General features: G+C 62.1%; 13 protein-coding genes. 9 read left to right on the forward strand and 4 right to left on the reverse strand.

Features of this window, described 5'->3' with window-relative positions; genetic code table 11:
• Positions 1-10: 10 nt before the first annotated feature.
• Together ACXYL9_RS04770 and hemF are read right to left on the reverse strand one after the other, a co-directional pair.
• Entirely contained in the window at positions 11-874 is an 864-nt protein-coding gene (locus ACXYL9_RS04770) for a Rieske (2Fe-2S) protein (protein WP_459038439.1), read from the reverse strand.
• Complete coding sequence (gene hemF / locus ACXYL9_RS04775; RefSeq protein ID WP_459038440.1) at positions 874-1,746, reverse strand: oxygen-dependent coproporphyrinogen oxidase; 873 nt, start codon at positions 1,744-1,746, stop codon at positions 874-876. Before hemF ends, ACXYL9_RS04770 begins: the two co-directional genes overlap by 1 nt.
• Before the next feature lie 45 nt (positions 1,747-1,791).
• On the opposite strand from hemF, the gene pdeM reads away from it, so the two are divergent.
• The 9 genes from pdeM to ACXYL9_RS04820 all read left to right on the forward strand — a co-directional run bounded on the left by pdeM (position 1,792) and on the right by ACXYL9_RS04820 (position 12,038).
• Positions 1,792-2,481: a ligase-associated DNA damage response endonuclease PdeM gene (gene pdeM / locus ACXYL9_RS04780; protein WP_459038441.1), complete on the forward strand. Its 690-nt coding sequence runs from the start codon at positions 1,792-1,794 to the stop codon at positions 2,479-2,481.
• A gap of 158 nt (positions 2,482-2,639) precedes the next feature.
• On the forward strand, positions 2,640-3,158 hold the full coding sequence (gene infC / locus ACXYL9_RS04785) for a translation initiation factor IF-3 (protein ID WP_459038442.1): 519 nt from the start codon (positions 2,640-2,642) through the stop codon (positions 3,156-3,158).
• A 73-nt stretch (positions 3,159-3,231) separates the two neighbouring features.
• Positions 3,232-3,765, forward strand: coding sequence for a PilZ domain-containing protein (locus ACXYL9_RS04790; protein ID WP_459038443.1), 534 nt, complete (start codon positions 3,232-3,234; stop codon positions 3,763-3,765).
• 80 nt (positions 3,766-3,845) lie between these two features.
• Complete coding sequence (locus tag ACXYL9_RS04795) at positions 3,846-7,415, forward strand: hydantoinase B/oxoprolinase family protein (RefSeq protein WP_459038444.1); 3,570 nt, start codon at positions 3,846-3,848, stop codon at positions 7,413-7,415.
• A complete protein-coding gene (locus tag ACXYL9_RS04800; RefSeq protein WP_459038445.1) occupies positions 7,412-8,095 on the forward strand; it encodes a DUF969 domain-containing protein in 684 nt (227 codons plus the stop codon). The genes ACXYL9_RS04795 and ACXYL9_RS04800 overlap by 4 nt, the downstream gene beginning before the upstream one ends.
• Entirely contained in the window at positions 8,092-9,054 is a 963-nt protein-coding gene (locus tag ACXYL9_RS04805; protein WP_459038446.1) for a DUF979 domain-containing protein, read from the forward strand. Before ACXYL9_RS04800 ends, ACXYL9_RS04805 begins: the two co-directional genes overlap by 4 nt.
• Positions 9,045-10,028, forward strand: a complete 984-nt coding sequence (locus ACXYL9_RS04810) for a DUF2891 domain-containing protein (RefSeq protein WP_459038447.1) — start codon at positions 9,045-9,047, stop codon at positions 10,026-10,028. Before ACXYL9_RS04805 ends, ACXYL9_RS04810 begins: the two co-directional genes overlap by 10 nt.
• Positions 10,025-10,540 carry a molybdenum cofactor guanylyltransferase gene (gene mobA / locus ACXYL9_RS04815; protein ID WP_459038448.1) on the forward strand — a complete coding sequence of 172 codons (516 nt, stop codon included), beginning with the start codon at positions 10,025-10,027 and terminating at the stop codon, positions 10,538-10,540. The genes ACXYL9_RS04810 and mobA overlap by 4 nt, the downstream gene beginning before the upstream one ends.
• A 73-nt stretch (positions 10,541-10,613) precedes the next feature.
• Positions 10,614-12,038, forward strand: coding sequence for an aldehyde dehydrogenase family protein (locus ACXYL9_RS04820; protein ID WP_459038449.1), 1,425 nt, complete (start codon positions 10,614-10,616; stop codon positions 12,036-12,038).
• A gap of 65 nt (positions 12,039-12,103) precedes the next feature.
• On the opposite strand, the gene ACXYL9_RS04825 is transcribed toward ACXYL9_RS04820, so the two are convergent.
• The gene (locus ACXYL9_RS04825) at positions 12,104-12,619 is read right to left on the reverse strand and encodes a flavin reductase family protein (protein WP_459038450.1); all 516 of its coding nucleotides are present in this window, start codon (positions 12,617-12,619) and stop codon (positions 12,104-12,106) included.
• Between the two features lie 56 nt (positions 12,620-12,675).
• Positions 12,676-13,077 carry a DUF421 domain-containing protein gene (locus ACXYL9_RS04830; RefSeq protein WP_459038451.1) on the reverse strand — a complete coding sequence of 134 codons (402 nt, stop codon included), beginning with the start codon at positions 13,075-13,077 and terminating at the stop codon, positions 12,676-12,678.
• Between the last annotated feature and the right edge of the window lie 108 nt (positions 13,078-13,185).

A 13,185-nucleotide genomic window follows, 5' to 3' on the forward strand; every position in this document is an offset into this window, starting at 1 on the left:
GGGCGGGGGGCTAAGCCGAGAAGACTTCCAACCGACCATCGGGTGAAATGGCACAGCGGTAAAGCGCCAGCGCGCCGCAGCGTCCCTGGTCCTCGGCGCCGGTCGAGAGGTCGAAGCGATAGCCATGCCAGGGACATGTAATGCGTCCGTCCACGCCCGGTTCGACCGTGTCGAGGGGGCCAAGCGCATGCGGACAACGCGCGGCGTGGGCGATCCACGCTCGGCCGTTGTGGCGAACGGCGACCCTTCGATTTCCCAATTGGGCGTTGTGAACGATAGTTCGGTCAAGCGCGGCTTCGAGACCAAGATCGGTGCTGTTGCCAGGCTCGCTCCCGCGCAATGCCTTGCGCTCGTCCAGCGCCTCCTGCCGTCCGCGCATCAGCGCCTCGTCCTCGTCGTAGAGCGTCGCGTATTGGGTCTGGAGATAGCCCAGGATCATCGCCGCTTGCGATTCGTTTTCCGGCGGCTGCGGCAGGTAGAAACGGACGTCGACGGTGATGCCGCTCCCACTGCTGCCGTTCGCCTGCGTGTGGATCTGCGTTCCCTGACCGGGGCCGGACACGATGGTGGTCGCCCAGTAATGGTTCTCCTCGTCGACCAGCAGTTCAAGCAGTTGCTCGCCGCCTCCGCTTGGCAAGGTAGTCTTGCAGCGCCAGCCCCATGTGCCGGTTTCGACCGGGGCGATGGCGGCGAAGGATGATGGGTGGACGAAGGGCAAGTGCTCCCAGTCGTGGGCGTTTTCCATCATTCGGGTGAGGTTCGATGGTATGTCGCGCAAGTAATTGCCGAGGTAATGCAGGTGCTCGGCCGCAGCATGGTCGACGCGGATTGCCCTGCGATTGAATGCAGCGCGATCCGCGGCAGAGACATTCATCAGTTCCACACGGCCTGCGGAGGTAGGCTCATCAGAATGGCATCGATATTGCCGCCGGTCTTGAGGCCAAACAGCGTGCCCCGATCATAGACCAGGTTAAACTCGGCATAGCGACCACGCCATTCTAGCTGGGTCAGCTTGTCCGCATCGGTGAATTCGCTGTCCATCCGCCGACGAACCAGCGCCGGGTAGATGTTGAGAAATGCTTCCCCAACGTCTTGGGTAAAGGCGAAATGCCGGTCGAAACTCGCCCCGTCGTCAAGACCGGGGTCGCTGCATTCGAGGTGGTCGTAGAAGATGCCGCCCACGCCGCGGTGGACGCCGCGATGTGGTATGAAGAAATAGTCGTCCGCCCATTTGCTGAACCGCTCGTAATAGGTCGGGTTGTGCTTTGCGCAGGCGGCGCGAAATTCTGCGTGAAAAGCTTGGGTGTCTTCCTCGCGCGGGATCGGCGGGTTCAGATCGGCCCCGCCGCCGAACCATGCCTTTTGCGTCGTCAGGAACCGGGTGTTCATATGCACGGCCGGCACATGCGGATTGGCCATATGCGCGACCAGGCTTATGCCGGTGGCGGTGAAGCCGGGCGTTTCCTCGCTCGCTCCGTTCACCTGACCGGCAAACTCAGGGGAGAAATTGCCGCGCACGGTCGACACATTGACGCCAACTTTCTCGAACACCTTGCCTTTCATGACCGCCCGCCTGCCGCCGCCGGGTTCAGCATTGCCTTCTTCCTCGCGGCGCCAGTCAGCATATTCGAAGGTTGCATCCGAGCCAGCTTCGCGCTCGATCGCTTCGAACGCATCGCAGATGCGTGTGCGCAGGCTTTCGAACCAGTCTTGCGCGCGCGCGGCGTGGGTTGTCCAGTTGGTCATGTCGTTTCCCTTGCCAAAGCATGCGGCAGGCGGCAAGGGACAGCGATGGTTCCCCTTTCGTTCGCCAATGAAGAATTGGTCCTGACCAAGGGCCACGCGGTCTATTGGCCGCGCGAGCGCGCTTTGCTGGTGGCCGACTTGCACCTCGAGAAAGCGAGCTTCTACGCGCGGCACGGGCAGATGCTGCCGCCCTATGACAGCCGTGATACGCTCGAAAGAGTGGCCGATGCGGTCAAGCAGACCGGCGCACGGCGGGTCATAACACTGGGAGACAATTTCCACGACGTCGAAGGCTCCGCCAATCTCGAACCGCACGCTGCCGGGATGCTTGAGGCGCTGACCCGCTCGCTCGACTGGGTGTGGATCACCGGCAATCATGACGAGACGATGCACCGCACCTATGGTGGCGCGTTGGCCGAGGAGCTGGAAGTCAGCGGTATCGTGCTGCGTCACCAGGCCAGACCCGGCGAAACCCGGCCCGAACTTTCGGGCCATTTTCACCCCAAGCTACAAGTGACCCTGCATCGTCGCCGCATCAGCCGCCCATGTGCTGTGAGGGCAAGAAGTGCGCAGACCGACCGGATGATCTTGCCGGCTTTCGGCACACTGACCGGAGGGATGAATGCCGGCGATCCGGCCATCCTGCATGCGCTCCAGCCATCGCAGGCGATTGATGCATTGCTGCCGGTTCGAGATCGGCTTTCAACCTTTCCGCTGTGGCGGGACGCCGCCTGATCCGGCCATCATTCTGCCGCTCAGTTGCAACAGGATCGGCACAATTGCAGGCCAAGTGCGCAAGTCCTTTGCGAATCCGTAACGCACGCCCTACATAGCGCACAGTTTCAGAGGCCATTACAGGAGAAAGCCCCATAGCCCGTCCACCACGTCGTTCCATGCAGCCGCCGGTCAAGAGCGGTCCGCGTTTCGACAATCTCATCCAGTCGCCCAAGGTCCGTGTCATCGATGACGAAGGGGAAAACCTTGGAGTCATGTTCACCCGCGAAGCGATCGAGCAAGCCCAGGAAAAGGGGCTGAACCTCGTCGAGGTCTCTCCCAATGCAGACCCGCCGGTGTGCAAGTTCCTCGATGTCGGCAAGCATCGTTACGAAGCCCAGAAGAAGGCCAACCTCGCACGCAAGACGCAAAAGACGCAGGACATCAAAGAGGTGAAGATGCGTCCGAACATCGACACCCATGATTATGACGTGAAGATGCGCAACGTGACGAAGTTCATCGAAAATGGCGACAAGGTGAAGATAACCCTACGGTTCAGGGGCCGTGAAATGGCTCACCAGCAGCTCGGCATGGACTTGCTCAACCGGGTCCGCGACGATGTCGAGGAGATCGCCAAGGTCGAGGCGTTTCCACGTCTCGAAGGTCGCCAGATGCTGATGGTGCTAGCACCCAAATAGCCAGCAACGTCCGGAACCCTACGCAGGTCGAAGTTTAGGGGGCGTTATCACTTAAGTGGGCACAAGGGTCCGCATGGATCCTTGCGAGCAAACCCTGTGTCAGCGGGCCGAGCCACGCGTTCAGTTCTTTGTGGCCGCAGCGCTGCATTGCGCTGGTCGCTCGGTTGCGGTGAAGATCCGCAATTTTTCGTCCTCGGGAACGCGCATCGAGGGGGAATTGATTCCCCCCGAAGGCGCGTTCGTCGAGCTGCGGCGCGGGATGCTGGCGGCCAAGGGTATGATCGTCTGGCGAGATGTCGACGCCGCCGGGATCGATTTCGACACGCCGGCTGATGTATTCGACTGGATGCCCGGCGGCGGCGCGCCGCAAGCTCGCGTCGACCAGCTTGTCGACGCACTCCGGCAGGGCTGTGACGAGGAAATGGTGGAAGCTTGGGACCGCCAAGATCCGGTCACCGAATATGCCAATCTTGCTCACTTGGCCGAGTCGCTGGACGAACTCGCCAACCTCCTCAGCACCGAGCCGGCGTGGGTCGAGAAGCACGGTGATAAGCTGCAGATACTGGACCTTGCGGCGCAGCGCTTTCGCAAGATTGCAGCGCGTTAGCTGCCCTAGCATTCTGCTCATACTGCCCGGCACCGAGATCGGTGCTTTATTCCTGTGCCGTGACTGCCTAGGCAAAGACTATGGAAGGCACGGGCAAGTGGCGGTTCGCGATTGATCGCGGGGGGACCTTTACCGATATTGTAGCGGTCACACCAAATGGCGCGCTGGTCACCGACAAGCTTCTTTCGGAAAATCCGGGCCGATATCAGGATGCGGCGAGCGAGGCCGTGACGCGGCTGATGAAGCAACATGGCAAAAGCCCTATCGCCGAACTGCGCATAGGAACGACGGTTGCCACGAACGCATTGTTGGAACGCAAGGGTGAGCGGCTGGCATTGGCGATCACCCAGGGGTTTGGCGACGCCCTGCGGATCGGCTCGCAAGCGCGGCCCGATATCTTCGCCCGACACATTATCCTGCCGGAACAACTGCCGTCACGAGTCGTCGAAATCGAGGAACGTGTCGCGGTCGATGGATCGGTGATCACACCGCTCGACGAGACGCGTGCCCGCGCACAATTTTCTCAATTACGCCAAGACGGGTACGATGCCGTCGCGATCGTGCTGATGCATGGTTGGCAACATAGTGCGCACGAGCAGCGCCTCGCCGGGATCGCCCGCGATCTAGGCTTCCCGCAGGTCAGTGTCAGCCACGAGATTGTGCCGTTAATCCGCTTGGTCCCGCGCGGCGACACCACTGTGGTCGATGGCTATCTCTCGCCGGTCCTTGCCCGCTATGTTGCCAGGCTGGAGGATAATTTGCCGCCGCATGGACAATTGTTCTTCATGCAGTCGAACGGCGGACTTGCGCGGGCTGGGGCGTTTCGCGGCAAGGACGCGATTTTGTCCGGGCCGGCTGGCGGGGTGGTTGGCATGGTCGCCGCCAGCGAGCCGCTTGGCCACCATCGCCTGATCGGATTCGATATGGGCGGGACCAGCACCGATGTCGCCCATTACGCGGGCGAATACGAGCTCACCGGCGACACCGTAGTGGCCGGGGTGCGGGTGGCAGCCCCGATGATGCAGATCCACACGGTGGCTGCGGGCGGCGGATCGATCTGCCGGTTCGACGGTACACGGTTTCGCGTTGGGCCCGAGAGCGCGGGAGCGGATCCTGGCCCGGCCTGCTATCACAAGGGCGGACCACTGACAGTGACCGACTGTAACCTGTTCCTGGGCAGGATCGATCCGGCGCTGTTCCCCTCCGTGTTTGGACCCGGCGGTGACCAGCCGCTCGACCCCGCGGCAAGCAGGGAGCGTTTGGCAGAAGTGGCTTCGAGCCTCGACCGGTCGATGTCGCTGGAGGAAATCGCCGAAGGCTTCCTCGCCATCGCGGTCGACAACATGGCCAATGCCATTCGCAAGATCAGCGTGGCGCGCGGGCACGATGTCACGCGCTATGCTCTCGCCTGCTTTGGCGGGGCGGGCGGGCAACACGCTTGCCGGGTGGCCGATGAGCTGGGGATTGGCACCGTGCTGGTGCACCCGTTGGCGGGTATGCTGTCGGCGTATGGGATCGGCATCGCGCCAGTAAAGTCTGTCCGCGAACAAAGCGTGGTGCGGCCGTTGGGGGAAGATTATTCGCGCATCCTCGATACGCTCGAAGCACAGGCGCTCGCGGCGATGGCGGAGCATGGCCTCGACCTGGAGAAGGTTGATCTGGCAAGGCGCACCAGACTGCGCTTCGCCGGCAGTGACAGCACGCTCATGCTCGATCTGGCCGGCGATGCCGAGCTGGCTGAGACATTTCGCGCCGAGCATCGCCAGCGCTTCGGTTACTCCGACGCCGAAGGGCAAATCATCGTCGAATCGCTCAGCGTCGAGGCAAGTGGGATGCCGGGCGCGTTCGAGGGAAAGTCATTCGAGCTCGACAGCCGAGCAATCGATGGATCGGGTGATTTGCCGGTCTATCATCGCGGTTGGCTTGACTCAGGCGGCGATGTCTCCGGCCCCGCCCTTGTCGTCGATCCAGGCTCCACGACCGTCATTGAGCCAGGCTGGACTGGATCGCTGGCCCCAGACGGCAGCCTCGTTCTGATCCGAACTGAGCCTCTCGACCGAGGCCGAGCAGAGGGAACCGAGGTCGACCCGGTAAGGCTCGAGATTTTCAACAACCTATTCATGGCCATTGCCGAGGAAATGGGCGTGGTGCTTCAGTCCACCGCGACCTCGGTCAACATCAAGGAGCGGCTCGATTTCTCCTGCGCCCTGTTTGATGCCGAGGGGGCGCTGATCGCCAATGCGCCGCATATCCCGGTGCACCTGGGCAGCATGGGTGACAGCATCCGCCGCATTCTTGAGGCCCGCGGACCGGATGCAACCGGCGAAGCTGCAGACGGGCGCGGGATCAGGCGCGGCGATGCCTATGTTCTCAACGATCCCTATCGCGGCGGTACGCACCTGCCCGATATCACAGTGATTGTGCCCGTGTTTTACTCGGGTGATGGACGATGGCCCGACGCCTTCGTTGCTGCGCGCGGACATCACGCCGATATCGGCGGGATCGCGCCCGGATCGATGCCGCCCGATAGCGTGACCATCGATGAGGAAGGGGTGCTGCTCGACAATGTCCTGCTGATCGACGAGGGCACCTTTTGTGAGGCCGAGGTCTGCACGGCGCTGGCTGCAGGCGCATGGCCGGCGCGCAATCCCGACCGCAACCTGTCCGATCTGCGCGCGCAGGTCGCGGCCTGCACCCGCGGCGCCGAATTGCTGGTGCAAGCCGCGCGCGACAATGGCGCGGAGGTGATTGCCGCCTATATGCGCCATGTTCTTGCCAATGCAGAAGAAAGCGTTCGCCGCCTGCTCGACCGGCTGCAGGACGGTGCATTCACCTGCCGGATGGACAATGGCGCGCAGGTTACGGTCTCTATCCGTATCGACCGTGAGAGCCGTTCGGCTGTTTTCGACTTCACCGGCACGAGCGAGCAGCAGCCCAACAATTTCAATGCCCCGCGCTCGATCACCAGGGCCGCGTCGCTCTATGTCCTGCGCACCTTGATCGATGACAATATTCCCATGAACGACGGGTGCCTGCGCCCGGTCGAATTGGTCATTCCCGAAGGCTCGATGCTTAACCCCGCATCTCCGGCGGCGGTGGTGGCGGGGAATGTCGAGACCAGCCAGGTCATTACCGATGCGCTATTCGCTGCCACCGGCAAGCTCGCCCCGAGCCAGGGGACGATGAACAACTTCACCTTCGGGAATGAAGAACACCAGTATTACGAGACCATCGCCGGAGGTTCGGGTGCCGGACCCGATCACGATGGCACCAGCGCGGTGCAGACACACATGACCAACAGCCGCCTTACCGATCCGGAAATCCTCGAAACGCGACTGCCAGTGCGGCTCGACCGGTTTGCTATCCGGCGCGATTCTGGCGGGCACGGAGCGCATCGCGGGGGCAACGGGGTCGAACGCAGTGTCACGTTCCTCGAACCGATGCGCGCCAATATGCTGGCCAATCGCCGTGCCATCGCGCCAAGCGGGCTGGCGGGAGGAGGCGATGCTGCGCCGGGACGCAACTGGGTCGAACGCATGGATGGCACGCGCGAGGAGTTGACCGCAACCGCATCGGCGCAGATGCAGATCGGGGATAAATTCGTGATCCTGACGCCTGGCGGCGGCGGATACGGGGAGGGCAATTCGTGAATTACTGGCCGCTGGTCGGCATCGCTATCGTTGTGGTGGGCTTCGCCCTGCGGTTCAATCCGTTGCTGGTAGTGGTTGCCGCAGCACTCGCCACCGGCGTACTGGCCGGGCTCGACTTGGTCGCGGTGATCGAGGCGCTGGGGAGCGCCTTCAACGACAATCGCTACATCTCGGTGACCTGGATAATCCTGCCGGTGATCGGCCTGCTCGAACGCTATGGCCTGCAACAGCGCGCACGGGCGGTGATCGAAAGCGTGCGCGGGGCAACCATGGGGAAGCTGCTGGTGCTCTACCTGCTGTTCCGCCAGATCACCGCCGCCATCGGCATGAAGGATATTGGTGGACATCCACAGACCGTGCGCCCGCTGGTCGCGCCCATGGCCGAGGCGGCGGCCGAGATGAGCCATGGGGAATTGCCAGAAGAAGAGCGGCAGAAGGTCCTCGCCATGGCGGCCGCAACCGATAATGTCGGCCTATTCTTCGGCGAAGACATCTTCTTCGCAATCGCTTCTATCCTGCTGATACAGGGTGTTTTTGAAGGTTATGGTTATCCGCTGACCCCCTTGCAGCTATCAGTCTGGGCCATACCGACCGCCATTTGCGCCTTCGTCATCCACGGCTGGCGGATTACCGCTTTTGACCGTCGGCTGGGACGTATCGTGAAGGGGCCTGTGGCATGATCACGCTCGAATGGCTTTACGTTCTTGCCGGCATCGTCTTTGCCGGGTGGGCGCTGCTGAGCGCGCTCGATGCTTCCAATGGCAAACGCTGGGGTAATGCGGCCTTCTGGGGATTGCTGGCGGTCAGCTTCTTCTTCGGCTCGCAGTTCAGCGCCTTCGGCAATGGACTGCTGGTACTGGCTTTGGTGGCGATCGCGGGGCTGGGCGGACTGGGACGAAGTGATCCGGCCACGACGACGCCGGACGAAAGGTTCAATTTCTCTGCGCTGCTCGGCAACCGCCTGTTCCTGCCGGCGCTGGTGGTGCCGATCACTGCTGTCGCCGGTACGCTGCTCTACAATTACACGCCCGCCGGGGAGAGCGGCCTGTTCGAGGAGCGGCGCGAGACGCTGATCCTGTTCGGCTTCGGCGTGATGCTGGCACTGGCGGCAGCGATGGCGTGGCTCCGGCCTCCGGCCCTTGCACCGATGCAAGAGGGACGTCGGCTGGTCGATTCGATCGGCTGGGCCGCGATCCTGCCGCAGATGCTCGCAGCGCTTGGTGCGGTTTTTGCCCTTGCCGGAGTGGGCGACGTGATCGGATCACTCGCTGGCACGATCATTCCCGATGACAGCGTGCTGATCGCGGTTGTCGTCTACGCGACCGGCATGGCGATGTTCACTATCATCATGGGCAATGCTTTTGCAGCCTTCCCGGTGATGGCAGCCGCGATCGGTATTCCCTTGCTGGTCGAGGGATACGGAGGCAATCCGGCAGTGATCGGCGCGGTCGGGATGTTAGCCGGTTTCTGTGGCACGTTGCTGACCCCCATGGCGGCCAATTTCAACATCGTGCCGGCCGCACTGCTCGAACTGAAAGACCAGAATGGCGTCATTCGGCAGCAAGTCGGTACTGCCATCCCCCTGTGGTTCTGCAATGTAGCGATCATCTATGTGGCAGGGTTCCTGCTGTGGAACTGACGCAGGCCATCGCCAGCCGCTTTGCCAGCGCCGCGCTCGGCCATGTCGCTCGCGAGTATCCCAACAAGCTCGACCACGTGATGGCCGGCGATGCCGACGCACAAACACCTCGCCAGCTTCACCCGTGCTTTTTTGGAAGCTACGACTGGCACAGTTGCGTCCATGGCTGGTGGACCTTGCTGACGTTGCGGCGGCTCTATCCCGAGATGGCCGAGGTACCGTCTATCACCAAACTGGCCGACGCAACTTTCACGCCGGACAAGATCGCCGCCGAGCTTGCCTATGCGCTGCGTCCGCAATCGAGCGGATTTGAGCGCCCCTATGGCTGGGCCTGGCTGCTTTATCTCCACCATGAGGCCGAGCGGCATGGCAATGCCGAATGGGGCTGCCGCATGGAGCCGCTGGCGCGTCACTTCGCGGCAATGACAAAGCGCTATCTCGACGTGCTGACCTATCCGATTACTTTTGGCACACACTTCAACACCGCCTTTGCACTGGTGCTGACGCGTGAGTGGGCCGCCGCGCGCGATCCCGAACTCCTCGCGGCAATCGATACGTGGAGCCTGATGCAATTTGGCAATCGCACCGATTACCGCGGGTGGGAGCCGGGCGGGGACGAGTTTCTTTCGCCCGCACTAAGTGCGGCGCAGTTGATGAGCCGGGTGATGGAACCTGCGCGCTTTGCCAAATGGTTCGCTGCTTTCCTGCCGAGCGACGTCTGGCTCGCCAGGCTCGAACCTGCATTTGTGTCCGACCGCAGCGACGGCAAGATTGCCCATCTCGACGGACTGAACCTGAGCCGTGCATGGGCCTTGCGCGACATTGCCCATGCTGGCGGAGGTAGCAGAGCGGAGCTTGATCGTCTTGCCGACCAGCACCTCGCCGGCGCCATCGAGCACGTCACTGGCGAATATATGGGCGAGCACTGGCTGGCGAGCTTTGCCCTCTTGGCGCTCCTCGCAGGCAAAGAATGAAGCTTCTTGGCGCGATCCTGGCCGGTGGGCAGGCGCGCCGGTTCGGTAGCGACAAGGCGCACGCGCTGATCGGCGACGAGCGACTGATCGACATCGTGGCGCGGGCGCTAGGCGAGCAATGTGATGGTCTGGTAGTTTGCGGGCGCGTGGAGGCGAACTTCGCATGCCTCGCTGATAGTCCCGCTCCGGGCCTCGGCCCGCTCGGCGGATTGTACGCGGCCTTGCGGCACGGCGAGCAGGCTGGCTTCGATGCGGTGCTGAGTTGCAGCTGCGATGTGCCCAATCTGCCGCCGGACCTTGCGCAGCAACTCGGTCGCACGGGCCCGGCCTTCGTCGCCACGCAGCCGGTGATCGGGCTCTGGCCGGTGGGACTGGCACCTGCCTGTCATGCATTCCTGGGCGGAGGCGGACGCGCGCTCTACGCCTTTGCAGAGCAGGTCGGTGCGGTGGGAGTGCAGGTCGAGCCTGCGCTGCGCAATATCAACCGGCCCGGCGACTTGCCTGATCAGTAGCAATCGAAAACTTGGGGGCGACAAACCCCGTTCGCTCCTGCTATCTCGCGACTCAACACGAGAGGAGTGAATTATGGCCAAGGACTATCCCAATCTGATCGACGGCGAGATGACCACCAATGGCGAATGGATGGATGTCGTAAATCCCGCCAATGAGGAGGTGATCGGCCGCGTCCCTGCCTGCGGCAAGGAAGAACTCGACCGCGCTGTCGCCGCTGCCCGCCGCGCCTTCAAGACCTGGTCCAAGACATCGATCGAGGATCGCCGCGAGGTGATCCAGAAGATCTCCGCGATCATCAAGGATAACATGGACGAGCTGTTCCGCCTGCTGACCAGCGAACAGGGCAAGCCCCATGCGCAGGCACAGGGTGAAATCATCGGTGCATCGATGATGATCGGCGCTCAGTCGACGCTCAATCTCGACGATGTCATCAACGAGGATAGCGATACCCGCCTCAGTCGCACCCGCCGTGTCCCGGTGGGCGTGGTTGGCGGCATCGTACCGTGGAATTTCCCGGTCATGATGGCGATGCAGAAGATCGCACCCGCCATGCTGTCGGGTTGCACCATCGTGCTCAAACCGTCGCCCTTCACCCCGCTCGCCACGTTGCGGATTGCCGAACTGATCAAGGACGTGGTGCCCGCAGGCGTCGTCAACATAATCACCGGCGAGGATACGCTTGGCCCGCTCATCACCGAGCATCCTGATATTGACAAGATCACCTTCACCGGATCGACCGCCACGGGCAAGAAGATCATGGAGGGCGCAAGCGCCGATCTCAAGCGCATCACGCTGGAACTGGGCGGCAATGACGCCTCGATCGTGTTGCCCGATGCCGATGTCGAGAAGGTAGCCGAACAACTGTTCTGGTCGAGCTTCTCCAATGCCGGTCAGATCTGCGTCGCCGCCAAGCGCATCTATATCCACGAGGATATATATGACGATCTGAGCAAGGCGATCGCCGAATACGCCAAGAACGTTGTCGTCGGCGACGGCGCGCAGCAGGGCACCGGCGTCGGCCCGATCCAGAACAAGAAGCAGTATGAGCGCGTGCTGGAGCTGATCCAGGATGCCAAGGACAACGGCTACAAGTTCCTGCTCGGTGGCGAAGACGACCCCACGGGCACAGGCTATTTCGTGCCGCTGACCATCCTCGACAATCCGCCTGAGGACGCGCGCATCGTGGCCGAGGAGCAGTTCGGGCCAGTCATGCCGCTGATGAAATTCTCGAGCGAGGAAGAGGTCATCGCACGGGCTAACAACTCCGAGTACGGTTTGGCTGGTGCGGTGTGGACCAAGGACACAGACAAGGGGGTGAAGATCGCCGAGCAGCTTGAAACGGGAACGGTGTGGATCAATGAATATCTCCACCTCTCACCCTTCGCACCGTTCGGCGGGCACAAGCAATCGGGCTTTGGCGCCGAATATGGTATAGAGGGTCTCAAGGAGTTCACCTATCCGCAGGTAATCACGGTAAAAAAAGACGCCGTGGTCTAGTTCAAGCCGCGATAGAGGACGCGTCAAAGGCGGGAGGCAGGGCCTACCGCCTTTTTCGCATCTGGTCAGTCGATATGGATGCCGCGATAGGCGCCGCGAAAGTAAAGCAGCGGATCATCATGCGGGTGATAGATCGCGTGCAGGATGCGGCCGATCAGAATGATGTGGTCGCCGCCGTCGTGCAAGGATTCGCGCTCACATTCAAACACCGCCAGTGCGCGGGTGAGGATGGGGAGACCATGCTCCGAGGTGCTCCAGTCTCCTTCCCCGAACCGCTCGCTGCCCTTGCGGGCGAAGCGGGTCGACAGGGACTTGTCCTGGCTTCCGAGGACGTTGACTGCGAAACGTTCAGTCTTTTCGAGGACAGACGTGCTGCCGGCGTTGCGAGCCGGACATACCAACAATAGCGGCGGATCGAGGCTGACCGAGGAGAAACTGTTGACCGTCAATCCGACTGGCGCGCCCTCTGCGGATCGGGCGGTCACGATCGTCACCCCGGTGGCAAAACAGCCGAAAGCATCACGCAAGGAGCGCGTATCGTCGCCATCGCGATAGATCCGGGTGGAGCTCGATTTGGTCATCGCGCGAGCGTTAGCATGGCCGGCGGGCAAAAAAAGGGTCTGTTCCCGCCAACTCCTTAATCCCGCTCGCGGACATTCTCGATCAGCACCGGTTCGAGCGTGTCGCCATGTAGGACCGAGATATCGCCCGTGGTCTCGAGCACGACGGCCCGGACCTGCGACAGTTCGAGCACATTGGCTTCGCGGAGCTTGGCGACCAGGTCGGACCGGGTCACGCGTTCTTCCTTCATTGCCAGTTCGCAGAACGCACCCTCGCGCATCAGCAGCACGGGTTCGTTCTGGAGCGCCTGTTCGAACGGATCGTGGTCTTTGCGAATTCGCGAGACCAGCATTTGCACGAAAAACAGCGCGGCAATCGCCACCATCGATTGCGCAAAACCGCCCCACTCGGATGACTGCGCGGCTCCGGCCAGCAAGGAGCCAGTCGCGACCGTCATCACAAAATCGAAATTGGTCATCTTCGAGAACGACCGAAGTCCGACTATGCGGACCAGTATAACGATCCAGACGAGCGCTACGGTGGCGAGGATTGTTCCGCGCGCCGCAATGTCGAGCAGGGCATTATC

The sequence above is a fragment of the Qipengyuania sp. CAU 1752 genome, assembly GCF_054482615.1.

Coding starts and splice junctions, on each gene's coding strand:
- ACXYL9_RS04770 (WP_459038439.1), bottom strand. CDS start 874: ATGAATGTCTCTGCCGCGGATCGCGCTGCATTCAATCGCAGGGCAATC.
- hemF (WP_459038440.1), bottom strand. CDS start 1,746: ATGACCAACTGGACAACCCACGCCGCGCGCGCGCAAGACTGGTTCGAA.
- pdeM (WP_459038441.1), top strand. CDS start 1,792: ATGGTTCCCCTTTCGTTCGCCAATGAAGAATTGGTCCTGACCAAGGGC.
- infC (WP_459038442.1), top strand. CDS start 2,640: ATGCAGCCGCCGGTCAAGAGCGGTCCGCGTTTCGACAATCTCATCCAG.
- ACXYL9_RS04790 (WP_459038443.1), top strand. CDS start 3,232: ATGGATCCTTGCGAGCAAACCCTGTGTCAGCGGGCCGAGCCACGCGTT.
- ACXYL9_RS04795 (WP_459038444.1), top strand. CDS start 3,846: ATGGAAGGCACGGGCAAGTGGCGGTTCGCGATTGATCGCGGGGGGACC.
- ACXYL9_RS04805 (WP_459038446.1), top strand. CDS start 8,092: ATGATCACGCTCGAATGGCTTTACGTTCTTGCCGGCATCGTCTTTGCC.
- mobA (WP_459038448.1), top strand. CDS start 10,025: ATGAAGCTTCTTGGCGCGATCCTGGCCGGTGGGCAGGCGCGCCGGTTC.
- ACXYL9_RS04820 (WP_459038449.1), top strand. CDS start 10,614: ATGGCCAAGGACTATCCCAATCTGATCGACGGCGAGATGACCACCAAT.
- ACXYL9_RS04825 (WP_459038450.1), bottom strand. CDS start 12,619: ATGACCAAATCGAGCTCCACCCGGATCTATCGCGATGGCGACGATACG.
- ACXYL9_RS04830 (WP_459038451.1), bottom strand. CDS start 13,077: ATGACCAATTTCGATTTTGTGATGACGGTCGCGACTGGCTCCTTGCTG.